The 25,687-nt window shown below is 40.9% G+C and carries 25 protein-coding genes and 2 tRNA genes; 15 read left to right on the top strand and 12 right to left on the bottom strand.

The annotated features are described in order from the left end of the window. The first annotated feature begins 148 nt into the window (after positions 1-148). Positions 149-601, top strand: coding sequence for a GNAT family N-acetyltransferase (locus tag OC25_RS23365; protein WP_039481603.1), 453 nt, complete (start codon positions 149-151; stop codon positions 599-601). Positions 602-611: 10 nt separating this feature from the next. Here the strand turns inward: OC25_RS23365 and OC25_RS23360 are convergent, their stop codons facing one another. The 3 genes from OC25_RS23360 to OC25_RS23350 are packed head-to-tail and all read right to left on the bottom strand — an operon-like array spanning position 612 to position 3,112. Beyond that, positions 612-1,391: a helix-turn-helix domain-containing protein gene (locus tag OC25_RS23360; RefSeq protein WP_039481599.1), complete on the bottom strand. Its 780-nt coding sequence runs from the start codon at positions 1,389-1,391 to the stop codon at positions 612-614. A 28-nt stretch (positions 1,392-1,419) separates the two neighbouring features. Then, entirely contained in the window at positions 1,420-2,076 is a 657-nt protein-coding gene (locus OC25_RS23355; RefSeq protein WP_039481594.1) for a Rossmann-fold NAD(P)-binding domain-containing protein, read from the bottom strand. A gap of 7 nt (positions 2,077-2,083) precedes the next feature. Further along, on the bottom strand, positions 2,084-3,112 hold the full coding sequence (locus OC25_RS23350) for an SDR family oxidoreductase (protein WP_039481591.1): 1,029 nt from the start codon (positions 3,110-3,112) through the stop codon (positions 2,084-2,086). 363 nt (positions 3,113-3,475) lie between these two features. Here OC25_RS23350 and OC25_RS23345 point away from each other — a divergent pair, with 363 nt between their 5' ends. Continuing rightward, positions 3,476-5,269 (top strand): alpha-L-fucosidase, encoded by a 1,794-nt coding sequence (locus tag OC25_RS23345; RefSeq protein ID WP_039481588.1) that lies wholly within the window; start codon positions 3,476-3,478, stop codon positions 5,267-5,269. Between the two features lie 49 nt (positions 5,270-5,318). Here OC25_RS23345 and OC25_RS23340 read toward each other — a convergent pair. The 3 genes from OC25_RS23340 to OC25_RS23330 all read right to left on the bottom strand — a co-directional run bounded on the left by OC25_RS23340 (position 5,319) and on the right by OC25_RS23330 (position 6,134). Continuing rightward, positions 5,319-5,402, bottom strand: a tRNA-Leu gene (locus tag OC25_RS23340). A gap of 73 nt (positions 5,403-5,475) precedes the next feature. Then, positions 5,476-5,551: transfer RNA gene (locus OC25_RS23335), tRNA-Gly, on the bottom strand. Between the two features lie 94 nt (positions 5,552-5,645). Further along, positions 5,646-6,134, bottom strand: a complete 489-nt coding sequence (locus tag OC25_RS23330) for a regulatory protein RecX (RefSeq protein ID WP_039481585.1) — start codon at positions 6,132-6,134, stop codon at positions 5,646-5,648. 61 nt (positions 6,135-6,195) lie between these two features. Between OC25_RS23330 and OC25_RS23325 the strand changes: the two genes are divergently transcribed. The 3 genes from OC25_RS23325 to arsC all read left to right on the top strand — a co-directional run bounded on the left by OC25_RS23325 (position 6,196) and on the right by arsC (position 10,050). Next, positions 6,196-8,655 (top strand): bifunctional UDP-N-acetylmuramoyl-tripeptide:D-alanyl-D-alanine ligase/alanine racemase, encoded by a 2,460-nt coding sequence (locus OC25_RS23325; RefSeq protein ID WP_039481581.1) that lies wholly within the window; start codon positions 6,196-6,198, stop codon positions 8,653-8,655. A gap of 447 nt (positions 8,656-9,102) precedes the next feature. After that, a complete protein-coding gene (locus OC25_RS23320; RefSeq protein WP_039481577.1) occupies positions 9,103-9,693 on the top strand; it encodes a DUF502 domain-containing protein in 591 nt (196 codons plus the stop codon). Positions 9,694-9,705: 12 nt separating this feature from the next. Further along, positions 9,706-10,050 carry an arsenate reductase (glutaredoxin) gene (gene arsC, locus OC25_RS23315; RefSeq protein WP_039481574.1) on the top strand — a complete coding sequence of 115 codons (345 nt, stop codon included), beginning with the start codon at positions 9,706-9,708 and terminating at the stop codon, positions 10,048-10,050. Between the two features lie 63 nt (positions 10,051-10,113). Here the strand turns inward: arsC and OC25_RS23310 are convergent, their stop codons facing one another. From OC25_RS23310 to OC25_RS23295, 4 genes are all read right to left on the bottom strand, one after another. Then, a complete protein-coding gene (locus OC25_RS23310) occupies positions 10,114-10,608 on the bottom strand; it encodes a hypothetical protein (protein WP_039481571.1) in 495 nt (164 codons plus the stop codon). Between the two features lie 243 nt (positions 10,609-10,851). Beyond that, the gene (locus tag OC25_RS23305; protein ID WP_039481568.1) at positions 10,852-11,136 is read right to left on the bottom strand and encodes a hypothetical protein; all 285 of its coding nucleotides are present in this window, start codon (positions 11,134-11,136) and stop codon (positions 10,852-10,854) included. A 270-nt stretch (positions 11,137-11,406) separates the two neighbouring features. Further along, entirely contained in the window at positions 11,407-12,114 is a 708-nt protein-coding gene (locus tag OC25_RS23300) for an LOG family protein (protein WP_029278019.1), read from the bottom strand. 18 nt (positions 12,115-12,132) lie between these two features. Beyond that, positions 12,133-13,641: a sodium:solute symporter gene (locus OC25_RS23295; protein ID WP_039481560.1), complete on the bottom strand. Its 1,509-nt coding sequence runs from the start codon at positions 13,639-13,641 to the stop codon at positions 12,133-12,135. Between the two features lie 231 nt (positions 13,642-13,872). Here OC25_RS23295 and recR point away from each other — a divergent pair, with 231 nt between their 5' ends. The 3 genes from recR (at position 13,873) to OC25_RS23280 (ending at position 16,499) form a co-directional block, all read left to right on the top strand. Beyond that, positions 13,873-14,490 (top strand): recombination mediator RecR, encoded by a 618-nt coding sequence (recR, locus tag OC25_RS23290; protein ID WP_039481556.1) that lies wholly within the window; start codon positions 13,873-13,875, stop codon positions 14,488-14,490. Between the two features lie 192 nt (positions 14,491-14,682). Beyond that, positions 14,683-15,501 carry an SDR family oxidoreductase gene (locus tag OC25_RS23285; RefSeq protein ID WP_039481552.1) on the top strand — a complete coding sequence of 273 codons (819 nt, stop codon included), beginning with the start codon at positions 14,683-14,685 and terminating at the stop codon, positions 15,499-15,501. A gap of 146 nt (positions 15,502-15,647) precedes the next feature. Continuing rightward, on the top strand, positions 15,648-16,499 hold the full coding sequence (locus OC25_RS23280) for an alpha/beta hydrolase (protein ID WP_039481548.1): 852 nt from the start codon (positions 15,648-15,650) through the stop codon (positions 16,497-16,499). A gap of 140 nt (positions 16,500-16,639) precedes the next feature. On the opposite strand, the gene OC25_RS23275 is transcribed toward OC25_RS23280, so the two are convergent. Continuing rightward, on the bottom strand, positions 16,640-17,581 hold the full coding sequence (locus OC25_RS23275) for an ion channel (protein WP_039481545.1): 942 nt from the start codon (positions 17,579-17,581) through the stop codon (positions 16,640-16,642). Positions 17,582-17,869: 288 nt separating this feature from the next. Here OC25_RS23275 and trpD point away from each other — a divergent pair, with 288 nt between their 5' ends. The 5 genes from trpD to OC25_RS23250 all read left to right on the top strand — a co-directional run bounded on the left by trpD (position 17,870) and on the right by OC25_RS23250 (position 22,627). Next, positions 17,870-18,859: an anthranilate phosphoribosyltransferase gene (gene trpD, locus OC25_RS23270; protein WP_039481542.1), complete on the top strand. Its 990-nt coding sequence runs from the start codon at positions 17,870-17,872 to the stop codon at positions 18,857-18,859. Further along, positions 18,853-19,485, top strand: coding sequence for a phosphoribosylanthranilate isomerase (locus tag OC25_RS23265; RefSeq protein ID WP_039481539.1), 633 nt, complete (start codon positions 18,853-18,855; stop codon positions 19,483-19,485). The genes trpD and OC25_RS23265 overlap by 7 nt, the downstream gene beginning before the upstream one ends. A gap of 149 nt (positions 19,486-19,634) precedes the next feature. After that, a complete protein-coding gene (gene trpB, locus OC25_RS23260; RefSeq protein WP_039481536.1) occupies positions 19,635-20,816 on the top strand; it encodes a tryptophan synthase subunit beta in 1,182 nt (393 codons plus the stop codon). Positions 20,817-20,925: 109 nt separating this feature from the next. Further along, a complete protein-coding gene (gene trpA / locus OC25_RS23255; RefSeq protein WP_039481532.1) occupies positions 20,926-21,693 on the top strand; it encodes a tryptophan synthase subunit alpha in 768 nt (255 codons plus the stop codon). A 292-nt stretch (positions 21,694-21,985) separates the two neighbouring features. Further along, positions 21,986-22,627 (top strand): NAD(P)-dependent oxidoreductase, encoded by a 642-nt coding sequence (locus tag OC25_RS23250; protein WP_039481529.1) that lies wholly within the window; start codon positions 21,986-21,988, stop codon positions 22,625-22,627. 107 nt (positions 22,628-22,734) lie between these two features. On the opposite strand, the gene OC25_RS23245 is transcribed toward OC25_RS23250, so the two are convergent. Beyond that, positions 22,735-23,178, bottom strand: coding sequence for a GNAT family N-acetyltransferase (locus OC25_RS23245; RefSeq protein ID WP_039481526.1), 444 nt, complete (start codon positions 23,176-23,178; stop codon positions 22,735-22,737). A 616-nt stretch (positions 23,179-23,794) separates the two neighbouring features. Here OC25_RS23245 and OC25_RS23240 point away from each other — a divergent pair. After that, positions 23,795-24,400, top strand: coding sequence for a TetR/AcrR family transcriptional regulator (locus OC25_RS23240; protein WP_039481523.1), 606 nt, complete (start codon positions 23,795-23,797; stop codon positions 24,398-24,400). 72 nt (positions 24,401-24,472) lie between these two features. Continuing rightward, positions 24,473-25,675 (top strand): efflux RND transporter periplasmic adaptor subunit, encoded by a 1,203-nt coding sequence (locus OC25_RS23235; protein ID WP_039481521.1) that lies wholly within the window; start codon positions 24,473-24,475, stop codon positions 25,673-25,675. Positions 25,676-25,687: the final 12 nt, after the last annotated feature.

Raw genomic sequence — 25,687 nt, 5'->3', positions numbered from 1 at the left:
TAAAAATATTTTTTCTACAGGGTATAAAAAACAGCAAAACTGGTGTTTTGCTCTCCCTTTCTTTAATAATAAATTATTTTTTTGATTAATATTGGCTCCTGCTAAAAGATAATTTCCTAAAAAAAACTAAAATAAAAATCAATCAGCCATGAAATACCATACCCTTGTTAAAGCATTTTGCGATTTAAGTCCCGATGAACTTTATCAGATTATGCGGTTGCGGATTGAGGTTTTTGTGATTGAGCAAAAATGCTTTTATCAGGATGCTGATAATAAAGACCAGCATTGCCATCATTTAATGCTTTTTAAAGACAATGAGCTGGTAGCCTATGCACGAATCGTTCCGGCAGGACTTTCTTTCGAAGAAGCCTCTATTGGCAGGGTAATTACCAGTGCGCAGGTAAGGGGTACAGGAGCAGGCAAGGTTTTAATGGAAGCAGCTATGCAAACCTGCAGGCAAATTTTTGGCAATGTTTCCATCCGCATTGGTGCCCAAACTTATGCCAAAGCATTTTATGCCACACTGGGTTTCGAGGCATCTGGCGATGAATTTATGGAAGATGGAATACCGCATATTGAAATGGTAGCCTATCCTTTATAAATAACAGGACCTACAAATGACTTGCCGCTACGCCAAAGGCTTTTTTAAAAGCAAAAGAAAAATGCGATAAATCTTCGAAACCTAAATCCAGATAAATATCCGTTGGCCTTTGCTTTTTCTCTTCAACCAGAAAACGGGCTTCCTGCAGCCGTCTTTGGGTTAACCAGCGGTTTGGTGTTTGGCTAAAGATTTTTTTGAAATCCCTTTTAAAAGCCGATAAGCTACGTCCGGTAAGGAAAGCAAAGCGTTCTAAGCCCACATTAAACTTATAGTGTTGTTGCATAAAAGCTTCGAGGTTTATTTTGCCTGGAATGCCAAAGTCAAACAAAATATCCGATAATTCGGGTTGCAGTTGTAACAGGATGAGCAGCAGTTCTTCGCGTTTGGCATCTTCGAAAGCCTTATCCATCTGGCCTGTTTCGGTGTAATAAGGATCTAACGAAAGCAGAAAACTATTAATTAATCTGTCCTTCTTAATTTTAATAAAAGCATCTTTCGACTGGTAGTTTTGAAATGCAAAAGAATGCTTTTTCAAGAAATCCCTTAAAAATACTTCGTCGAAAATGAAGACTACCTTTTCAAATTCATTGTTATCTCGTTGCTTGTTGTAGCGTGCCAGCCGGTTCTTGCGTACCATACAGCATTCGCCGGCTTTAAGCTTATAGTGTTTATGTCCATCGTAGCCGTTCATGGAGCCTTTAGCGAGAAATATAAAAAAATGTTCGGCTATAAACTGCTCGGGCGAAACTGCCGGGCCAACAAAGCAGGATTTAATTTCTGTTATTTTCATGCAGTAGGGTTCTACCATTTAAAATATTTCACGATTTAGCCTGCGACTTAATGTCGCTGACTTCGAGAATGGGTTTATCGTAGCCCTTGGCTACACATTGGATCATCGCCAAACCTACTTCGCGCATGGTGCAAATCCAGTTGGGGAATAGGAGGTACCATAAAAACGACAAGGCATCAAAGATATGGTAAATAAACCTGACGTTTTTTTGCCCTTTAACCGGTCGCATAAAGCCCGGCCTGAAGTTATAAACGGCTTTAAATGGCAGTTTAAGCAATGCATTCTCCGTACGCCCCTTTACGCGGGCCCACATTACTTTGCCCTGTTCGCTACTGTCAGTCCGGTTGCCCGAAACGTATATGAAAGTCATTTCCGGTTGAATGTTTGCAAGTGTTTCGGCAAATGGTACAACAAAATCGTAGGTTTTGCGGGTAAACGAAGCCTCATCTTCGCCAACTGAGCTTACGCCTGCACAAAAGAAACAGGCGTCGTAAGCCATTAGCAGGCTGTTGTAGTTTTTAATTTCAGCGAAATCTTTAACGAGCAGTTCATTTAATTTTGGATGCTTCAGGTTCAGGGGCTTCCGGCTAATGGCCAGCACCGCTGTAACCAAAGGGTTTTCGAGGCAAACCAACAGAACGCCTTCGCCAACTAAGCCGGTGGTGCCGGTAATGATTATTTTCATGCTGCTTCTATTTTACGATACCTAATTTAATTAAACTATTTGCAGTCGCCAAAATTGCCTCATCGGTGCTGCGGGGTTTCCAGCCCAATAGGTTAATGGCTTTTTCGCTGCTGGCGCGTTTCACCATGCCTAAATAAGGGGCAACTGCTTTCAGTTTTGGATTAAATATACTCAGCAATTTAATCAGCCAGCTGGGTAATTCAGCTGTGGGCACCTTAGCGGCTTTTTCGCCCAGATTTTTCTTCAGTACTTTTGCAATATCAATCAACGAGTAGCCTTCACCAGCTGCCGCAATAAACCGCTGACCATTGGCCTGTGGTAAGGTCATGGCTTTAAAATGTAAATCGGCTACATCGCGTACATCCACATAGGCCGATATGATTTTAGGACAGGCTTTCATTTCGCCATTGAGCATTTGTCTGATGCTCTGAATCGAGTGCGAAAAATCATTGGAGAGGACAGGACCTAAAACACCTGTCGGGTTAACCACTGCCAGTTCCATGCCTGCACCTTCGGAGGCGATAAAATCCCAGGCTGCCTTTTCCGAAATGGTTTTCGATCTTTGATAAGGGGCTACCGTATCATTTAAAACCGTCCAGTCTGCCTCTGTATAAGGCTTAGTTTTTACCGTACCCATGCCCACCGCACCAAAGGCCGAGGTTAATACCACTCTTTTTACGCCGGCCTTTTTGGCTGCGCGCAATACAAAAAGTACCCCGTTTTTAGCCGGAATTACAAAATCATCTTCGGTAGTGGCATTGGTATAGGGGGTAGGCGAGGCCACATGGATTACATATTGGCAGCCTTCAACCGCTTTTTCCCAACTGGATTCATTTTCCAGGTCGGCTTCGGCGAAAGATAAGTTATCGAAATTATTGATGCCACCTTCACTTAACATTTGTTTTACCAGATCTGCCTTCTTGAGCGAACGAAGTGTAGCCTTTACCTGGTATCCATTATTTAATAACGCAATCATGCAATAAGAGGCAATAAATCCTGAGCCTCCGGTTACCAAAACTGTTTCTTTGTTTTTCATTTTTCAAAATTTGATGAAACAAAGTTCGGCAATACATCATCAGGTGGGTTTGTTTAAAAGTCCAGATTTTTTATTTAAAATTCTTTTTGAATATAGTTTTTAAGAAATTTTACCTATGGCCAAAGCCTGATGGAGTTGTCAGTTAATGGGTTTTATGTTTTCATTATCAGTCTATTGTGTAATTTAGAGGAAAATCAGGTAAAAATTGAAGTTTAATTGCACTATAGGTGAAGTCAAGCAAAAAAACAGCTCTTTAGAATTATCTGGTATAGCTTCAGGAAAATTGTTGTAGAATGGTGCTTGTATAAACTAATTAGAAGAGATAACCGGTAACAACATTATATTTATAGATAATCTTTTATCATGCAAAAAACAAAAAATCGTTTCAAAATCTTATCGCTTGCAGTAGGCGTATTATTTCTTTCTCAATTGGCTTCTGCACAAAACACAGGAATGAATGAAATGTGGAATGGAAATGCTACTGCTAAATTGGATGATAATGCCCGTGGAAAAATCTTTAAAGAAGGGCGCTATGCCATGTTTATACACTTTGGCTATTTCTCACATTTGGCAAATGTATGGAAAGGTAAAACCTATTACGGAATTGGGGAATGGTTGCTCAATAAGAATATGGCCGGTGCGCCTGTAGATGAGTATATGCGTGGTGTTAATGATTTTAACCCAGCCCGGTTTAATGCAGATAGTATAGTGGCTGTAGCTAAAGATGCAGGGATGAAATACATCATTATTACGAGTAAACACCATGATGGGTTTGCCATGTTTCACTCTAAGGTTTCAAAGTTTAATATTGTAGATGCAACACCGTTTAAACGGGATATAATGAAAGAGCTGTCTGTGGCCTGTAAAAAAGGCGGAATAGGATTCGGGTTTTATTATTCTCAGTATCAGGACTGGACTACGCCAGGTGGTAATGGCGGGCCGCAAAAGGATGCTGATGGAAAGGCCGTAGATTTCGATGCATATTTTAATAATCGGTGCCTGCCAGAGGTTGAGCAGATTACAACTGATTACGGCCCCTTAGCGTTGGTATGGTTTGATACCCCTGGAGATATTGGGAAAAAATATGTAGAAAAACTGGTAGATGTTGTACATAAAAACCAGCCGGGAGCCTTTGTGTCTGGCCGGGTAGGACATGGTTTAGGTGATTATAGTACGTTAGGTGATATGGAAGTACCCCGCAAAAATGTTCCGGGGCTTTGGGAATCAGTTGATGTTACCAATGATTCGTGGGGGTATGCCTGGTATGATGAAAATTGGAAATCGCCCAAAACCATTTTAACCAACGCACTCTCTACCATAGCCAGAGGTGGTAATTATATGCTTAATATTGGTCCTAAAGGTGATGGGACGGTACCACAGCCAGCTGCTTTGGCCCTAAGAAGTGCAGGGAACTGGATTAAACGCTATCCTGAAATTGTATATAAAAGCGGCCGGTCGCCATGGGGGCATGCGCTGCCTTGGGGCGATGCAGTAACCAGAGGGAATTCCATTTCTTTATTAATTTATAATTGGCCAGCTTCCGGAAAGTTGTATATCCCGGGGCTTCAATCAGCAATAAAAAATATGGCACTTCTTAATAACGGGAAGAGAGAAAGTTTAGCTTATAAAAAAGGAGATAACAATTGCTATATTGTGAATATTCCGGTCAAAGCACCAGAAAAAATGGTGTCAGTAATTGAGATAAATCTTGCCGGTTTACCAAAAGCTGATGAAACACTGAATATTGATCCACAAATGCCAACTGTATTGGAGGGGGTATTCGCAGTAGCCAATGATCAGGTGAAAAAGAGCGATGAGCATTGGATGGAAAAATTTGGTGAGTGGAAGCATGTAGATCGATTCACCAACTGGAATCCCTCAGGAGATGCTACCTGGACAGCAGATATTTTGAAGCCCGGCTATTACCAGACACAACTAAATTATAAAGGGGAAAATAAAATTGTGTGGCGAATAACTGTAAACGGAAAACAATTTATTCAGAATCAACAAAGTGCATCTTCAGTATATCATTGGTATCCAATGGGCTGGTTACACTTTGATAAGCCAGGACGTTACACCATTTCTGTTTCCTTACAGGAAGGTAAGGGTAGTACCTCAAGTTTGGCAGGACTTCAACTGGAACCAGTAGCTTTTTAACAAAAAAGCCTCGATTTTCATCAAGGCTTTTCGTTCGATTTTTTTGTTGTACTCGGGGCGGGAATCGAACCCGCACGCCTTTGAAAGCACAGGATTTTAAGTCCTGCGTGTCTACCAGTTCCACCACCCGAGCATTAGCCGCTGCCGATATCCATCGGCTTGGTTAACTTTAAAATTAAATGCCTTCTGGTAGGAAGGCATTTTTTTGGAGCGAAAGACGAGATTCGAACTCGCGACCCCGACCTTGGCAAGGTCGTGCTCTACCAACTGAGCTACTTTCGCATTTACAAAACTGATGTTGTTGTTTCGTTTTGGTGATGCAAATATAGGCAGATTTATATATCTGTCAAGAGATTTTTTATTAAAAATTTAATATTTAGTTTAAACTGCTGGCTTTCAGTACTAGTAAAATTAAATCAGTTTCAAATCCTTTTGCCTGAAGATAGCTCATCAGCTTCATTTTTCTTTTAAAGGGATCATTTTCGCTCAAACTTTCTGCTTTTTTTACTGCCAGTTTTTCCAAAGTGAGTAGATAATCGTCTTCATCCAGGCTATAAATTGCTTTTTGCAGCAGCTTATCCGGAACACCTTTCAGTTTTAAACCCTGTTTAATTTTAACCCGACCCCAGTGTTTGATGTTAAATTTTCCGGAAGCGTAATTCAGGGCAAACCTTTCTTCATTTAAAAAATTGTTCAGAATCAGGTCTGTAATAATTTCTTCCAGTTCATCGCCCCGCATACCCAGCTCTAACAATTTACTGCGCACTTCCTTTTGCGAGCGCTCCTGATACACGCAAAAACTTTCGGCCTTGGCCAATGCCTGCTTTTTATCTAATATTATACCCTCTTGTTTACCGCTTTTCATAATTATTTACTGAAATTCGTAAAAATATAAACGATTACCCTATTTTCTGAATAAAAATAGCATGCAGAACCCCATATATACCATTGCCAGAATAGCCGAAATTTTAAAAGCAGATGCTAAATTAATTGATAGCGAGGTGGTTATTCAGTATTTGGTAATCGATAGCCGATCCGTACTTGTTCCTGAAAATTCGATCTTTTTTGCGCTAGCAGCGCATCGCGACGGGCATGAGTTTATTAAAGATGCTTACGCCAAAGAAATCCGCAATTTTGTTATCACCGACGAAAAATACATTGCCCAATATCCTGATTGTAATTTTTTAAAAGTTAACGATGCTTTAGCAGCCTTGCAGCAACTGGCCATTGAGCACCGCAGACAATTTAACCTTAAAACCATTGGGATTACCGGCAGTAATGGCAAAACCATCGTGAAAGAATGGTTATACCAGTTGTTGGCAGCCGATTTTAATATTGTAAAAAGTCCTAAAAGTTATAACTCGCAAATTGGTGTGCCGCTTTCGGTGTGGCAAATTGATGCTGACCATACTTTAGGGATTTTCGAAGCTGGTATTTCGGCAGTAAATGAAATGGAAAGCCTTGCTAAAATTATCCGGCCGGAAATCGGTATTTTAACCAATATTGGCGAGGCACATGCCGAAGGTTTTAGCTCGAAGAAGGAAAAGCTCACTGAAAAGCTGAAGCTTTTTAAAGAGAGCGAACTTTTTATTTATTCGCCTGAATATGTAAGCGAAGTAAGTTTTAAAGAGTTACCCGGTAAAAAACAATTTAGCTGGAGCAGTAAACAAGCGGCCGATTTACAGGTGATTGCGGTGGAGCCGATTGAAGGTAATTGTTACCTGAGGGCCATTTATCAAAATCGTGAAATAGAATGTTTATTGCCATTTAAGGATAAGGCTTCGATTGAAAACGGCATGATTTGCTGGGCTACCTTACTGGCCTTGGGATATACGCCTGAGCAAGCCGATCTACGTTTGGAAAAACTGAGCCATGTTAGCATGCGCCTCGAGCTTAAAAACGGGATTAACCAGTGTTCCATTATCGACGATTCTTACAGCGCTGATATTTCTTCACTGGCCATTGCCCTCGATTTTCTGAACCAGCAGAACCAGCATGCGCGCAAAACCGTTATCCTTTCCGAGTTATTTGAAACCGGAAGAGACGACCTCGATTTATATACCGAAATAGCTGAGCTGCTTTTGCAGAAAAAAGTAAACCGATTGATAGGAATCGGTACCCATATTGCCCGTTTTGCTGATCTTTTTAAATTCGAAACCCAGTTTTTCGATGATACCAATGCCTTTGTAGAAGCTTTCCCGGGTTTACAGTTTAGTCATGAAACCATTCTCGTAAAAGGAGCGAGGCGCTTTGAGTTTGGTCGTATCAGCAAGCTACTTACCCAGAAAATACACGATACCGTTTTAGAGATTGATTTGAATGCCATGGTTGGTAACCTGCAGTTTTACCGTTCAAAAATTAAACCGGGTGTGAAAATAATGGCTATGGTAAAGGCCTTTTCTTATGGCAGTGGCAGTTTTGAGATCGCCAATTTACTGCAGTTCCATAAGGTAGATTACCTGGCCGTAGCCTATGCTGATGAAGGAATTGCCTTACGGAAAGCCGGTATTACACTGCCTATCATGGTGATGAGCCCCGAAGAATCTGCTTTCGAGGCGATTATCAAACATCAGTTAGAACCTGAAATTTACGGTGTTGATATTCTGAACAGTTTTATTAATGCGCTTTCTGATTACGATTTTGATTACCCCATTCACATTAAGATTGATAGCGGGATGCACCGTTTAGGCTTTGATCAATCGGAAATTAGCACCTTAACCGGCTTGTTAAAAGATAATGCCAAAGTAAAAGTACAGAGCATTTTCTCGCACCTGGTGGCCAGTGGCGAGGCCGAACATGATGGTTTTACCCAACAACAAATTGAAAGGTTTAATATTATGGCACAACAATTATTGGAAGCATTAACTTACAAACCTTTGTTGCATATTGCCAATACCTCGGGCATTTCGCGCTGGCCCGAAGGCCAAATGGATATGGTACGTCTGGGTATCGGTTTGTACGGTTTCGATTCGGCATTGCCACACAACCGAGGGTTGCAAACCGTTATGGTACTTAAAACCACGGTCAGTCAGGTTAAAACATTGGAGCCTGGCGAAACGGTTGGCTACAGTCGTAAGGGCGTTATGCCCCATGGAGGCAAGATTGCAACCGTAAAAATTGGCTATGCCGATGGCTACAGCAGGGCTTTTGGCAATGGGGTAGGTAAAATGCTCATCAACGGTAATCTGGTGCCTACCATAGGCTCAATTTGCATGGATATGACGATGCTGGATATCACCGGGATCGATATTAAAGCCGGCGATGAAGCTATTGTTTTTAATAAAGAGCATACCATCATGCAATTGGCCAGCGATGTAAATACCATACCTTACGAGATCTTAACCAATATATCGCAAAGGGTTAAAAGGGTTTATTTTTATGAATAACTAATTCATTGGTTCAGTTGTTCAATAGTTCATTGGTGGGGTAGTGACAGCCTTTCCGGGGTCGTCATTTCGAGAAGTCAGTTCTAGAAAAAAACACTAGAATTGGAATGACAGGATCAGCATTAAGGGATCGTCATTTCGAGCGGAGTGCAACGTAGTCGAGAACCACGAAGTGCTCAGCGAAGCTAAATCTAACTCGAAAAGATTTCTCCATTCCGCCACCGGTGAAGAACCGGCCGGCTCCAGTCGAAATGACGATTTTTCTATAGGGCCTGTCAATGGTGGCAGAGTCGAAGAGCTATTTTAACTTTATTGTCTACATAACATCCGATATTTGATGATTTATTTCGGTCGGTGGAACACCAACCGATAGGGTGTGACTATGGGTTTTACTAATGAACCAATGGCTAATGAACCAATGAACAAAAAAAGTGCTAAATTTGCACCATGAACAAAGTAGGGAAAGCCATTTTAAACTATCTGATTAAAGGATTATTAATTGTGGTACCCATTGCCGTAAGTATTTTTATTGTAGTCTGGGCGGTTACCACCGTGGATAGCTGGTTAAACGTAAAGAATGTATTTGGCGTTAATCCACTTACCGGCGAAAGCAGGAACATACCTGGCCTGGGCTTGCTTACCGTTGTTACCATTATTTTGCTGGCAGGTATTTTTGTAACCAACCTGGTTACCGAACCCATGTACAACTGGTTTCAGCGGATGATGCACCGCCTGCCTTTGCTTAATTTCATCTACTCCTCTATAAAAGATTTAACCGAAGCCTTTGTTGGCGACGAAAAGAAATTTAACCACCCCGTACTGGTTGAGGTTGAGGGCGGTTTAAAAAAGATTGGTTTTTTAACGCAGAACGATTTACATAAACTTGATTTACCCGATGAAGTAGCGGTTTATTTTCCGCTTTCCTATTCATTTGCCGGTCAGTTGTGTATTGTACAACGCAATAAAGTTACCGACTTAAAAATGACTGCTGCCGATGCCATGAAACTGGTGGTGAGCGGCGGTGTAAGCGGATTATAAATAACATTCGAAATGATTACCATCTACCACAATAACAGGTGTAGCAAAAGCCGTTGCGCTTTGCAGGAGCTCGAAAAAAGCGGAAAAGAATTTGAAGTAGTTTATTATCTCGATACGCCACCAAACGTAGCCGAACTCACCGCTATTGTAGCCAAACTGGGCATTAAACCTTTAGCACTCATCAGAAAAGGGGAGCAGGCTTTCATCGATAACTATAAGGGTAAAACGCTAACTGATGCCGAATGGATTGAAGCAATGGTTAAACACCCGATTCTAATTGAACGACCAATTGTAATTTCAGGTGATCAGGCCGTTATTGCCCGCCCGACAGAAAAAATACAGGAGATTTTAGGGTAGCTTACGAAGTCTGAAGGAGGAAGAACGAAGGAAAGACTTCGTAAGTTTTAGCCAGGCAGTTAGCTAAAAAATATTCCTAAAGCCAATCAGAAAGATCACCAGAAGCATTAGCCCAAACAAGATCCTCGAATAATACTCGCGGATAAAAAGCCCGGTAAGTACCAGCATATCATCATCAACACTGCTGTGGATGTTACCATTTCCGGCTGATGCACTGAACAGAATCTGTTTATCTTTAAGGTTATTAAGCGACCATCGACTTAGCCAGCTGTTCTGGTAGCGCCAGTCGAACGTTTCGCCAGATGCGAATACAATCCTGGCTTTAAAACCCAGCCAATCGTAGGTAATCGTAGCTAAAGTTTCATTCTGGTTGTTTAAAATCCGGGTTTCAGGCCTGGCAAAACCTTCACTTTTTAACAGGTAAATTCCGGCTTGTGTAGTGGCAATGGCAGAGTTTTGCCATGAACTAAAATTCATCGAAAATTTCAGTTGCTGTTGATCAAATACCTGATAGCTGCTATCAAATAAACCTTTTCGCCAAAATAATACCTGTTCCATCGCCCAAAAGATTTAAAATGACTAACCGTGGTGGCGGCTAATGGTTGTTGTGATAACCGGAACCATGCAGGCAATAACAAAAACTGCACGTTTGTTGTAGACTTGTTTAATAAATAGGCCAGCTATTATCAATAATTTATTATCTGTGTCAGAAGAGATTGCGCCACTGTTACTGCTTGAAGTATACATGATGTGCTCATCTTTGTAATTACTTACAGTCCATTGCGATTTCCATACGCCGGTTCATTTCCATTCGTACTGTTCGCCGGTGTTTAAACTGATTAGCGCTTTCGATTTCCAGCTGTCGTAAGTAATTATGGCAAGCACCTCGTTTGTTTTTTTGTCGATTACCTTAGTTCTTGATTGCCAAAACCCTTCGTTCGCAAATTGATAGTTCTTGTCTTCAAACATACTTTCGGCATTGCTTGTCCACATTGTGAAAGTAATAGCCCCTTTTTGGAGCCCATCTACAAACAAATGAAAGTTTCCGCTAAACCAATCGCTTTTCCAGTTGATAAATTTCGACATCTTAATTGCGTTTATTTTTAGATAGCACTTTCTTTCAGATGTTACATAAAAAAAGTGCTTATTGTTTGTAAGCACTTTTTTCAGTTATTAATTGGCAGTTTTCAGTTAACCGATTTAAACAATTAACCGATTAGCCAGTTTCAGTTACCAGTTTTCAGTTGACAGTTAACCGATTTAAACAATTAACCGATTAACCAGTTTCAGTTTACAATTTACAGTTAACCGATTTAAACAATTAACCGATTAACCATACCAATTGAACCTCTTGCACTAGAAATTCGGCTTCAACACATACTTATCGTAGAAACGGAAAATATGCTCGGCGGCTTCTTCTGCGGTATCAACCAGGCGGAAAAGGTTTAAGTCTTCTTCGTGGATATTGTGCTCTTTCTGTAGCATAGTGCCTTTAATCCAGTCAATTAATCCACCCCAATAATCAACACCTACCAATACAATCGGGAAACGGGCAATTTTACCGGTCTGGATTAAGGTTAGGGCTTCGAAAAGCTCATCCATGGTACCAAAGCCACCAGGTAAAACCACAAAACCCTGACTGTATTTCATGAACATTACTTTACGTACGAAAAAGTAATCGAACTCCAGTAGCTTATTGTGGTCGATATATTTATTGTGGAATTGTTCGAAAGGTAACTCAATATTTAAACCTACCGATTTACCGCCGTTGGTATGCGCGCCTTTATTCCCGGCTTCCATAATACCCGGTCCACCACCGGTAATTACCCCGTAACCACGATCGGTTAATAACTTGCCGCATTGCTCAGCCAATTGGTAGTAGCGGTGGGTTTGGGCGGTGCGGGCCGACCCATAAATGGTAACACAAGGACCGATTTTAGCCAGTTTTTCAAAACCGTCTACAAACTCGGCCATAATTTTAAAAATCTGCCACGAATCGGTTACTTTAATTTCTTGCCAGTCTTTGTTCTCAAAAGCACTTCTGATTTTTTCTTCACTCGTCATATACTGTAATGCTAAATATTAAAATCTGGTTTGGGCATCAGTCTTTTTGCTGATGAACAACAAACCTATAAATGTGATTAAACCATTAATTAAAATCAGTTCAACACTAAAAACATATCCGCCCAATAATGCGGCCGAATTGCTTGCAAGCAAGTAACATAAAAAAGGCGATAATATGCAAACTATCGGTACTAATTTATCGTGAAGGCCGCGTTTTTTTACAAACAATCCAAAACTGTACAAGCCTAAAAGCGGGCCATAGGTATAAGAGGCAATGGTAAAAATTAAACTCACTACTGATGAACTGTTTAGTGCATTAATCACAATAATCACCAGAAACATGAGTACTGAAAAGGCTATGTGTACCGTGTGACGCTTTTTAACGGCACTTTTTTCATCGATATTTTTGGCTTTATCCATGCCTAAAAAGTCGACACAGAAAGAAGTGGTCAATGCAGTTAAGGCCGAATCGGTTGTGGCAAAAGTAGCTGCTGTTAAGCCCAACATAAAAATAATGGCCGGAACGGAGCCGAGGTTATTCAAGGCAATTTCGGGGAACAATAAATCGGTACGTGGTTTACCGGTAATGTGATCTAAAGGAATATCGATGCCGTTTTTGCTGGCATAGATATATAATAATGCACCTACACTTAAAAAGAAAACATTCAAGATGACAAATACACCGGTAAAGGTGAACATGTTTTTCTGTGCTTCTTTAATGGTACTCATACTCAGGTTTTTCTGCATCAGATCCTGATCGAGGCCTGTCATGGCAATGGTTACAAAAATACCACCAATAAATTGTTTACTGAAATAGAACTTGTTGGTGAGGAAATCATCCAAGAAGAATATTTTAGAATAGCTGCTGTTTTTTACGGTTTCAAATGCCTGTGGGATACTGAAATCCAGACTGTTGCAAATAAAATAAATGGTTAAGAAAACCGATAAAACCAGGAAAAACGTTTGCAGGGTATCGGTAATAATAATGGTTTTTAAGCCGCCTTTAAAAGTGTACGACCAGATTAAGGCTAAAGAAATTAAAACCGTTAACCAAAACGGAATGCCATAATTGTCGAATATAAAGCGCTGTAAAACAATCACAACCAGGTACAAGCGTGTGGCCGATCCAAGTGTTCTGCTTAATAAAAATATCGAGGCAGCAGTTTTATAACTGTAGTGGCCCAATCGCTTTTCAATGTAACTGTAAATGGAAGTTAAATTCATCCGGTAGTACAGCGGTAGTAAAACCGTGGCAATAATGATAAAGCCAACTGCATTACCCAATACAAACTGAAAATACTGAAACTGGTTTCCGCTGGGTGCACCAACCTCTCCGGGTACCGAGATAAAAGTTACCCCCGAAAGTGCCGTTCCAATCATTCCAAAGGCTACCAGGTACCATTTAGAGTTTCTGTTGGCAACGAAGAAAGTATTATTGTCTGACGATTTTTGTGAGGTTACAAAGGAAATAATAATCAGTAGCAGGAAGTAGCCAATTAGAAAGCACAATAGGATGGTTGGTGACATAGTTTTGTTTTAAGCTGATAAATGTAAAGAAAACTATTAAATGAAGCAATACATCAAGTCGGAAGTCAGGAGTCCGGAGCTGGAAGTCAAATAGCCTAATGAACTAATGAGCAATGAACGATTGAACGAGTATCAATTTGCAATTGTCAGTTAACCGATTTCAACAATTAACCGATTAAACCTCTCATTAATGACTATTGAACTAATAAACCTTTTCCCTATTTTTGTACTATGAATTTTTCATCCAAACTACTCGAGGATGCAGTAAACGAATTTTCGAAACTGCCTGGTGTAGGACAAAAAACCGCTTTACGCCTGGTATTACATCTTTTAAGCAAAGAACAGGAGGAGGTAAACCAGTTTGGCAATACATTTATTAAACTTAAACAACAGATTAAACACTGTACAACCTGCCATAATATTTCTGATTATGCGGTGTGCGAAATCTGTACCTCGCACAAACGCGACAAAGAAACCATTTGTGTTGTAGAAGATACGCGTGATGTAATGGCCATCGAAAATACCGGACAATATTTTGGCGTTTACCATGTTTTAGGCGGCTTAATTTCGCCGATGGATGGGATAGGGCCTTCTGATTTATTTATCGATGGTTTGGTTAACCGTGTAGCTGCCGGAGGTATTAAAGAAATTATTTTAGCATTAAGTCCCAATATGGAGGGCGATACCACTTTATTTTACCTCTACAAAAGACTGAAAGAATTTAATGTGCCGGTTACCACTATTGCGCGCGGAATTGCTTTTGGTGGCGAACTCGAATATGCCGATGAAATTACCCTGGGCCGTTCGATTGTTACCCGTGTACCTTACGAAACTGCGATGATGAAATAAACTAGTAACAAGTATTAAGTAGCAAGTATCAAGTAGCTAGACTTGTAGTAAGTATCAGGTAGCTAGACTTGTTTAAATGCGAACTACTCAATACTTGCTACTCCGTACTTGATACTCGATACCCCATACTTGCTACTCTATACTTGTACCCGATACTCACTACTTACTACTTGATACTCACCAACAACATAAATGAACTTAAAAGATAAAGTAATCATCATTACAGGCGCATCAAGCGGAATTGGAAAAGCCTGTGCCGAAGAATTTGCCAAACGCGGTGCCAATTTGGTTTTAGCAGCCCGTCAATACGTTACCCTTTGCGAAATTACCGCCGATTTAGAAAAAAAATATGGCATCAGGGCGGTTGCCGTACAAGCCGATGTGAGTAAAGAAGCCGATTGCGAATTGATTATTAAACAAACGCTCGTTTCCTTTCAAAAAATTGATATTCTGGTTAATAATGCCGGTTTATCGATGCGCGCTTTGTTTAACGATCTGGATTTATCCGTGCTGAAAAACCTGATGGACGTGAATTTCTGGGGAACAGTGTATTGCACCAAATATGCCTTACCCGAAATCTTAAAAACCAAAGGAACAGTGGTAGGCGTATCATCAATTGCGGGTTACCGGGGCTTACCGGGCCGTACAGGTTATTCGGCTTCTAAGTTTGCCATGAATGGTTTTATGGAGTCGTTGCGTACAGAGTTGCTTAAAACAGGTGTAAATGTAATGGTAGCCTGCCCCGGCTTTACGGCTTCGAACATTCGTGTAACGGCCTTATCAAAAGATGGCGCAGCCCATGGCGAAACCAGTATGGACGAAGGTAAAATGATGTCATCGGAAGAGGTAGCCAGCATTATTGCCGATGGTATTGAACAGCGTAAACGCACTTTGGTAATGACCAGGCAAGGGAAACTGGCCGTATGGATGAATAAACTCTTCCCGGCTTTTGTAGATAAAAAGGTGTTTGATTTGTTTGCGAAAGAGAAGAATCCGCTGATTAAAGGGTAAAAAGGTTTAAGGTGTAGGGTTTAAGGGTGAGCGCTTAATGTGATTTAATTTGTCTTGATACTTAATACGGCCTTCTTGATACTATTCCAAAAATCCACCCTTACAACAATTTCGTTTATTTACACTAGCGATGCTAAATCCTGATTATGTATAAATCCCTTGTTTTATTAATGCTTTTGTTCCAGACTATACTCGCTTCGGCTCAGGTTAAAAAGGTAAAAAATATAAATTACGCAGGCAATACCGATGAAGCCAATACACTGAACATTTTTTACAAAAACGATAGCATCAAGAGTAAGCCGGTATTGGTTTTTATTCATGGAGGCTCCTGGAGTAGCGGAAAGAAAGAAACCTACTGGTGGCTGGGCCGTAATTTTGCACGCAAAGGAGTGGTTACGGTTATTATCAATTACCCTCTGGCACCAAATGTACAGTATCAAAAAATGGCAGATGATTGCGCCCTAGCGATCAAATGGGTTAAAGCACATATAGCTGATTATTCTGCAAGTTCCGATAAGATTTTTGTAATGGGCCATTCGGCAGGCGGGCACCTGGCTGAACTGATTAATGCCGACCCTAAATATTTTAAAAAGGCAGGCATACCGAATCCGATTAAAGGGGTAATTCTAAACGATCCTTTCGGACTTGACATGCACGAATATTTAACCACTGCCGAAAAAGATCATTTTTATTTCGATTTCATTAGAACCTTTACAGAACAGGTTGAGGTTTGGAAAACCGCATCGCCGATGGAATATGTAAACGAGATCAAAAATCCACACCTGCTTTTTTATGGCGCTAAAACTTATGGTGCCATAAAACTGCAAACGCCAAAACTGTACGAAACACTAAAAGCCAACGGCGTTCCGGTTGAGTTGAAAGAAATTAAAGGCAAAAGCCACGTGCCAATGATTAGCCAGATGATTTTTGGTGGAAACCAGTTATATGAGGATATTTTGAGTTTTATAGGTGCCAGTACAAATCTCAACTATCATTAATGGGCCTTAAAAGAAAATCGTCATCTCGACTGAAGCGCAGCGAAATGGAGAGATCTTTAATTAGATTTCTCGACTTCGTTGCACTCCGCTCGAAATGACGTAATTGCAAAGGAAGTTAGGTGCTTAAACTTGTTTGTCATTTACACCGTTCGCGTAACCTCGTCCAGTTTACTATAATCCATTACCATTTTACCGGCCTCGTTATGATAATACATTTTCTCAAAGCGTGCATCCATTTCAATTTCTTCGTCCTGGTAACTGGTACGTGTATGGATGGTTTGGGCAAAAGTATCATCAAAAGCTTTTAGCATCACAAATACCTCAACTTCGGCCAGTTGCAATTCGATCAATGATTTTTCGAATAAAGGACTCTCTTCCGTAATAGGATGCACCAATGTCCAGTTTAAAGAGAGGATACTGATTTTATCACGCTCCAGATGCAGCGGATAAAAACGTCTTACCTGTTTATCATCAACAATTTCATTGTACGACATCACCATTTGTACTTCCACTTCAATGAGCTGGTTGCGGCGTAAATTAACCAACCGGCACATTAGGCCATGGCCACCTTCGTAAGGGGCTATCACCATTTTTTTGCTGAAACTAACTTTTGAAGTAGGGCGGCTAAAACGGCCATACAATAAACCTGTGGCGAGGGCAAAGGCCAGCAGACCAAGCATACTCTCGAAAGCAGCCAGCACACTGGTAATAAAGCCTTGCGGCGAAATGTGTCCGTAACCTACGGTAGAGATGGTTTGGGCCGAAAAGAAAAAGGCATCAAAAAACTGATCGCGCAGCGTAATGCCATTTGCGCCAACTAAATTTTCGATCCCGATGAGGTTATAAAGTATGGCAAATAAAGTGTTGACCAGGAGGTAGGCCACCAGAATAACCAGAAAGAAACGGGGCCAGCTCATGGTAACCAGGCGTGTGTAAGTATCATCGAATTTAAACCAGGGCAGGCCGGTACGCTCTATATTGGCTGAGCCATCGGGGTTAAGCATGCGCTGATTTTTGGCTACAGGATTGGATCCGAAACCGAAATCATCGTTAAACTGTACTTTTCTTTTAAAAAAGGCCATATATTTTCAGAAAGATTTTGGAATATTAAAAAAGTATATCAATATTTGCTTTATACAAACATGATAATTAAAAACTTAAATAACAATTGGTGGTGGCATAACGAAATTCGTTAGGCATTTCTATTGTTATATATTTTAAAATATTTTATACACAACGAAGAGGATTGCCCGGAAAGCAATCCTCTTTTTTTGTGATATTTTTTAACAACGCCACGTTTCGTGTCTTCACGAAACGGAGTTTAAATAAATGGTTCGTGCGGACACGAACCATGGGATTGAGCAATAAACATGAAAAAGATATTAAACCATTTATTTGAGAACAAAAGCTTTAGCAGGGAAGAGGCCAGAAACATCTTAATTTCCATTTCGGAAGGTGCTTTTAATTCCTCGCAAATTGCAGCTTTTATTACGGCCTATGCCATGCGAAATATTACGGTGCAGGAGTTGCAGGGCTTTAGAGATGCCATGCTGGATATGTGCGTAAAGGTAGACCTTTCTGCTTACGAGCTGATTGACCTTTGCGGTACTGGTGGCGATGGCAAAGACACCTTCAATATTTCTACTTTATCATCGTTTGTGGTGGCAGGTGCAGGTCATCATGTAGCCAAACATGGCAACTACGGTGTTTCTTCGGGCTGTGGATCATCAAACGTGATGGAATACCTGGGCTATAGCTTTACTAATGATGAAGCTACCTTAAAGCGTAATTTAGATGCAGCAGGCATTTGCTTTTTACATGCACCACTTTTTAATCCGGCCATGAAAATTGTAGCGCCAATAAGGAAAGAACTTGGCGTGAAAACCTTTTTTAATATGCTGGGACCAATGGTTAACCCGGGGCAGCCCAAACACCAGATGGTAGGCGTATTTAGCCTGGAGCTGGCCCGCCTGTATGCTTATTTATATCAGGATACCGATAAAAATTATACTATTGTGCACGCATTGGAGGGCTACGATGAAGTTTCGCTTACCTGTGATGTGAAAACCTTTAGCAACAAAGGTGAGCAGATTTTAACCCTCGAGGATATGGGCTTCGAAAAAGTTGATGTAAATGCAATTAAAGGAGGAGATACGGTAGAATCATCGACTAAAATATTTATGGATGTACTGAATGGTGAGGCCACAGATGTACAGAATAACGTGGTACTTTGCAATTCGGCATTGGCCATCCGGACGATAAAACCAGAACTGTCATTTGCCGATTGCTATTACGAAGCAGAAGAATCGCTGATGAGCAAAAAAGCGTTACACAGTTTTAAACAATTACTGGCATGCTAAAACTAAAGGTTTGCGGCATGCGTTTAGCCGCGAATATTGCTGCGATTGCCGGATTGCAACCCGATTATCTGGGCTTTATCTTTTATGAAAAATCTCCGAGAGTAATCAGCGATGTTTCGGCAGAACTAATCAAATACATTCCAGCGGAAATTAAAACTGTAGGCGTATTTGTGAACGAAGACATTGAAACTGTAAAGGAGAAAATAAGCTCCTTAAAGTTAAAGGCCGTTCAGTTGCATGGGAGCGAAACGCCTGAATATTGTGCCGGACTAAAATCAGACTTTCCTAATTTAGAAGTGATTAAAGCTTTTGGGATAGATGAAGATTTTGATTTTTCGGCTTTGGAAGCTTACTCAGCTACAACAGATTATTTTCTGTTCGATACCAAAACGAAGGCACATGGCGGATCGGGCGAAACCTTCAATTGGTCTGTTTTAGACCGATATACTTACACTAAACCTTACTTTTTAAGCGGTGGAATTGATTTGGAGCATACCACTGCTATTAAAAATATAAACGACGATCGTTTATATGCATTAGATATTAACAGCAGGTTCGAAACGGAACCAGGCCTGAAGGATGCTGAAAAAATTAAAGAATTTATAAAAGAAATGACTACAAAATAATGTCATCATGAAGTCGATTAAAATATAAGTTGATCCGTCATTCCCAACTTGATTGGGAATCGTAATGCATACGCTTTAAGATTCCCGCCTGCGCGGGAATGACGACTTATCTTTAAAAGCCATCAATGTGACAAACTAGTTGAGAACATATGAAATACAAAGTAAACGAAAAAGGATATTACGGAGATTTTGGAGGCGCGTACATCCCCGAGATGCTTTATCCGAATGTAGAAGAACTGCGTCAGAATTATTTAAAGATTATTGCTGATCCTGAATTCCAAAAGGAGTTTCATCAGCTGTTAAAAGATTATGTTGGCCGCCCTTCGCCATTGTATCTGGCCAAAAGGTATTCTGAAAAGTATGGCGCCAATATTTTCCTGAAAAGAGAAGATTTGAACCATACCGGAGCACATAAAATTAACAATACTATCGGACAGATTTTATTGGCCGAGAAACTGGGCAAAAAACGGATCATTGCCGAAACGGGCGCTGGTCAGCATGGTGTGGCTACGGCTACGGTTTGTGCGTTGCGTAACCTGGAGTGTGTAATTTACATGGGCGAGGTAGATATTGAGCGTCAGGCACCGAATGTGGCCCGTATGAAAATGCTGGGTGCAAAGGTTGTACCGGCAAGTTCGGGTAGTAAAACTTTAAAGGACGCTACTAATGAGGCCATGCGCGACTGGATTAACAACCCGGTTGATACGCATTATATCATTGGTTCGGTAGTGGGACCGCACCCTTACCCTGATATGGTAGCCATTTTTCAGTCTATCATTTCAGAAGAAACTAAAAAACAACTACTGGAACAAACCGGTAGCGACCAACCCGATTACGTTCTGGCTTGCGTAGGTGGTGGTAGTAATGCCATGGGGATGTTTTATCACTTCATGGACGATGAAAATGTGAAACTCATCGCTGTAGAAGCTGCAGGTAAAGGCGTTTCGAGTGGATTCTCAGCTGCAACAACCTATCTGGGTAAAGAAGGCGTTTTACACGGTAGCCGCAGTATTTTAATGCAAACAGAAGATGGTCAGGTGGTAGAGCCACATTCGGTTTCTGCCGGACTGGATTACCCTGGTATTGGTCCGCAACATGCGCATTTGTTTAAAACCGGTCGTGGCCAATATGTTTCCATTACTGATGACGAAAGTCTGGAAGCGGGATTATTGTGCACCAAACTGGAAGGCATTATCCCGGCGATAGAAAGTGCACACGCATTGGCTTACCTGGAAAAAATGGAATTTAAAGGTGGCGAAAATGTTGTGGTTTGCCTATCTGGCCGTGGCGACAAGGATCTGGATACGTATATTAAATATTTTAACTTATAGATTTTTGACGATAGATATGAGATATGAGAAGTCGGATTTTCCAGCAATGCGCTGAAGGTCTAATACCTCAAGTCTCACATCTCAAGTCTCACATCTCAAATCTCAGAACATGAACAGAATCAAAAAACTCTTCCAGGAGAAGAAAAATATATTATCAATTTATTATACCGCTGGTTATCCTAATTTGGGCGATACCATTCAAATTGCCGAAGCTTTGCAAAAATCGGGTGCCGATATACTCGAAATCGGATTCCCTTATTCAGATCCTGTTGCCGACGGACCTGTGATTCAGGCCAGCAGCAAGCAATCTTTAGATCAGGGGATGACGCTTAAGGTGCTTTTCGAGCAGTTGAAAGACTTACGTAAAAATGTAACTATCCCGGTTTTACTGATGGGCTATGTGAACCCTGTTTTGCAGTTTGGTGTAGAAAACTTTTGTAAAGCCTGTGCCGAAGTAGGGGTAGATGGCTGTATTGTACCTGATTTGCCGATGGCAGAGTATGAAGAATTTTACCAGGAATGCTTTGAAAAACACAACCTGAGCAATGTATTTCTGATTACCCCGCAAACCGCTGAAGAACGCATCCATAAAATTGACGGACTAACCAACAGCTTTATTTACCTGCTTTCATCATCAGCTACTACGGGTAAAAATTTAGAAGTAGGTGATACCACCGAAGCTTATTTTGGCCGCATTAAAGCCATGAACCTGAAAAACCCAACGATGATTGGTTTCGGGATCAGCGATAAACAGACTTTCGATAAAGCCTGCAGCTACGCCAATGGTGCTATTATCGGTACCGCTTTCGTTAAAGCCATTGCCGAAGGTAATTTGGAAGAAAGCGTAAGCAACTTTATGAGGAAGTTTAGGGATTAAATTTTTAACTCCTTGGAGTAACCGTCATTTCGAGCGAAGTGTAACGAAGTCGAGAAATCTATATTGGGATTGTTTTGAATTTAGATCTCTCCACTCCGCTATGCTCCGGTCGAGATGACGGAGTACGCCGTTAGATTACCATTAATGGGCCGAAATGACGGAAAATTTCGTATATTAGTCTCATTAAAATCTCTTTATAAAATATTTCCCCGACAGAACCCTGTTCTGAATTTCCCTTATCCTCCGATACAGGGTTAAAACATTATTTTCTAAATTTTATAAAGAGAACATCATGCAAGATTTAAAAATTGCTTTAATTGGTGCTACAGGTAAAGCTGGTACTTATATTTTAAAAGCGCTGCTGGCGCAAAACTTCCCGGTAAAAGCCCTGGTCAGAAATCCGGAAAAAATCAAATTTAATCATTCAGCTTTAACGGTTACCACAGGCGATGTTGGCGACAGCGATGTGGTGCGCGGTCTTATCAATGGTTGCGATGTGGTAATCAGTGCGCTGGGTTTAGGCAATCCGGCGAGTGAGAAAACCATATTTACCCAATCGACTGTAAACATTATTACCGCTATGGAATGGTTGGGCTTAAAGCGCTATATCGCATTAACGGGTTTGAATGTAGATGCGCCTTTAGATAACAAGGACGAAAAGACCCGCTTAGCTACCCAATGGATGTATGATCATTTTCCGGTGTCGACTGCCAACAGACAAAAGGAATATGACATCCTGACTGAAAGTAAGCTGGACTGGACTTTAATCCGTTTGCCGCTGATTATGCAAACTGACGAACAAACACCAATGGGCACGGGGTTAATCAATTGTACCGGCGATCAGATTAATGCTGCTAGTCTTGCACAGTTTATAATTGATCAGTTAAAAGATCTTAGCTTTACAAAGCAGGCTCCTTTTATCTGGAATAGCTAAGTTTTTTACCACAATGGCACTAAGACACAAAGAAATAATCATTTGGTGTTCTGGTGCCTTTGTGTTCCGTTATAATTTTACCTGATATTAAAAGTCAAGCATTTCAATTACTTTGTTAATTTTAACCAGTCAGCATAGCTCATTTCGAATTTAACTTCGCCTTTATTTACTATGCCAGTGGTTTGCCAACCCTGTAAACCATAAAACCTTTCGGCACGGGTGTGTGGCGCGGTTCCGAGCCAAAGGTTTGTTTGGCTTTGATCGAAATACCAATTGAGCATTAAGCGATGCAATGTTTTACCAATGCCTTTACCTTCGTATTCGGGCCTTAAAAACAAAGCCCAAACGTTGTGTTCTTGTAAGTCGACAATGGCGAAGCCAATTACTTCACCATTTATTTCGCATACCCAGCCTTTACCACGGCGGGTAATAAAGTCTTCGCAATCTGCATCGGTAACCAGTGCAGGGTTTGAAAGGGTATTTTCTTTAACGGTATGCCTTACCACCTGAATTTGGGGAATGTCGGTTAGCTGTGCTTCGCGGTATATCATGGTACTAAGATAATGATTGATGGAATAAATGGTTAAAATTTACCACCTAAGACATGTAAGAACACCTGAGGTAAATGCTTAGTTGGCCTAAGGCGTTTGAGGTAGTTATGCAGCATAATTTACCACCTAAGACATGTAAGGACACCTGAGGTAAATGCTTAGTTGGCCTAAGGCGTTTGAGGTAGTTATGCAGCATAATTTACCACCTAAGACATGTAAGGACACCCGAGGTAAAATGCTAAGGTGCTCTAAGGTGTCTGAGGTGGTGAGTAAATATACTATGAACAGATTGCTTCGGCCAATGAAAAACTGTCTGCGTAATGATGATGTTTAGCTATAACAGCAGTTAACTAAGGTCCTTCGACAGGCTCAGGATGACAAACAAGGAAAGGATAAGTGTCAGAGATACAAAAAATGTCAGGTCCTGTCAGGCATGAAAAATAATGGTAAAAATATTCTCCCAGATATTGGCAGAATTTAAAAAGCTCGTTTAAACGTAATTTAGGCCTGTTTTAACGCTGCGAATTTCTATTTGACAATTGCATGATGGTGAATTCTGGAATTGGTTCTACATTTGCTTAACGGTGTTAGATTATTTACACCTTATATTCCAGTCATGGGAAGCAAAGAAAGAATACTACGTTTAAAAGATGAAACCAGAGCCAAAATTCTGGATGCTGCCTTGAACATTGTTCAAACAGAAGGCTGGCAGGCATTGAGTATGCGTAAAATTGCCGATCAGATCGAATATACTGCACCGATTATTTACGAATATTTTTCTAACAAAGAAGGCATCCTGCTTGAGTTGACCCGAAGAGGATACCTGATGCTGGCCAAAGACATTCGCGAAGCCCGCGACCAGCACGAAGCACCAGCCGACCAGATGGAAGCGATGTGGATTGCTTACTGGAACTTCGCCTTTGCACATAAAGAATTTTATCAGTTGATGTACGGTGTGGATATGGTTTGTTGCACCGTTAAAAACTCGTTACCCGAAGCAGAAAATGTGGGCGGTATGCTGGGCGATGTAATTGAGTCCTTATTCGATAAAAAGCCGGTATCAGACGATGATATCTGTAGAAAGTACTACACCTATTGGTCTATAATACACGGTTTGATCTCCATCAACCTGGTACGCCCCGACGGGAGAACAACCAACGAGCTGAACCAGCAAATTTTAAAAGACGCTATTAAGGGAATTACCTTATCTATTAATAGTTAATTTTTTTTTACCCTGCTATTTAACACTGTTAAATAGTTTATACATCTTAAATCCATTATAATTTAAAATCATATGAAATCTCTACATCGTTTGTTTTTATTATTTAACACTGTTAAACGATTTACATTTGTTAAATATACTTTCGCGCTCGCTTTTGCGGCCATTGTACTGGCGAGCTGCAAATCGGCACCCCAGCAAGGTGCTGCTGCGCCTCCGCCACCCGTTTTACCGGTAAGTTCGGTTAACGGAGGCGCTGAAACTACTTATATCGAATATCCGGCATCTATACAAGGTGCGGTTGATATTGATGTACGTCCACAGGTAAGTGGTTATTTACAAAGTGTGCTGGTTAACGAAGGTGCTTATGTTACTGCCGGTCAAACGCTTTTTAAAATTAACGAAAACCCTTATCGCGAGGCTTTAAACAATGCCAAAGCAAGTTTACATGCTGCTGAAGCCGCTATTTTAAACGCCCAGCTGGAGGTAGATAAGTTAACGCCACTGGTGCAAAATAAGGTTGTTTCTGATATTCAGTTAAAAACAGCTAAAACTGCCTACAAAATTGCACAAGCCAATGCGGAGCAAGCTAAAGCCAATGTAGCTTCGGCACAAATTAACCTGGGTTATACCAATGTGAAGGCTACTGTAAGCGGTTATATTGGCCGGATCCCGAAAAAACAAGGAAGTTTGGTTTCTCCGGCAGACCAGACTGCGCTAACACAGTTATCGGATATTCACGAAGTGCATGTGTATTTCTCGCTGGCCGAAAACGACTTCAACAGCTTTAACAACAATTACCCGGGCAATAGCCCTGCCGACAGGATTAAGCACTTACCTGCGGTAGAACTTGTACTGGCCGATAATTCTACTTATCCGGTTAAGGGTAAGATAGACATGATTGACGGCCAGTTTGATAAAAACACAGGTGCCATTACATTAAGGGCCAGTTTCCCGAATGCCAATGGCGTATTGCGCTCGGGTAATACCGGTAAAATCCGTTTGGGTTTATTGCATAATGATGCCATCCTGGTACCACAATCGGCAACGGTTGAAATGCAGGATAAAGTATTTGTGTTTACTCTTGGCGACAGCAGTAAGGTTAAAAAACAAGCCATTACGATTGTGGGTAAAGCCGGCGAAAATTACCTGATTAAAGAGGGCGTTAAAGTAGGCGACCAGATTGTGTTAAGCGGCATTGATAAGTTACAGGAGGGCATGGTGATCCAACCTCAAAAAGCAGCAGATAAAGTAGCTGTTGCCAATACAAAAAAATAAGAACAAAAAACT

This window comes from Pedobacter kyungheensis (assembly GCF_000812965.1).
Taxonomy (GTDB): Bacteria; Bacteroidota; Bacteroidia; order Sphingobacteriales; family Sphingobacteriaceae; genus Pedobacter; species Pedobacter kyungheensis.
Note: the sequence above shows the minus strand (reverse complement) of the source record. Positions and strands in the feature narration are given on the sequence as shown.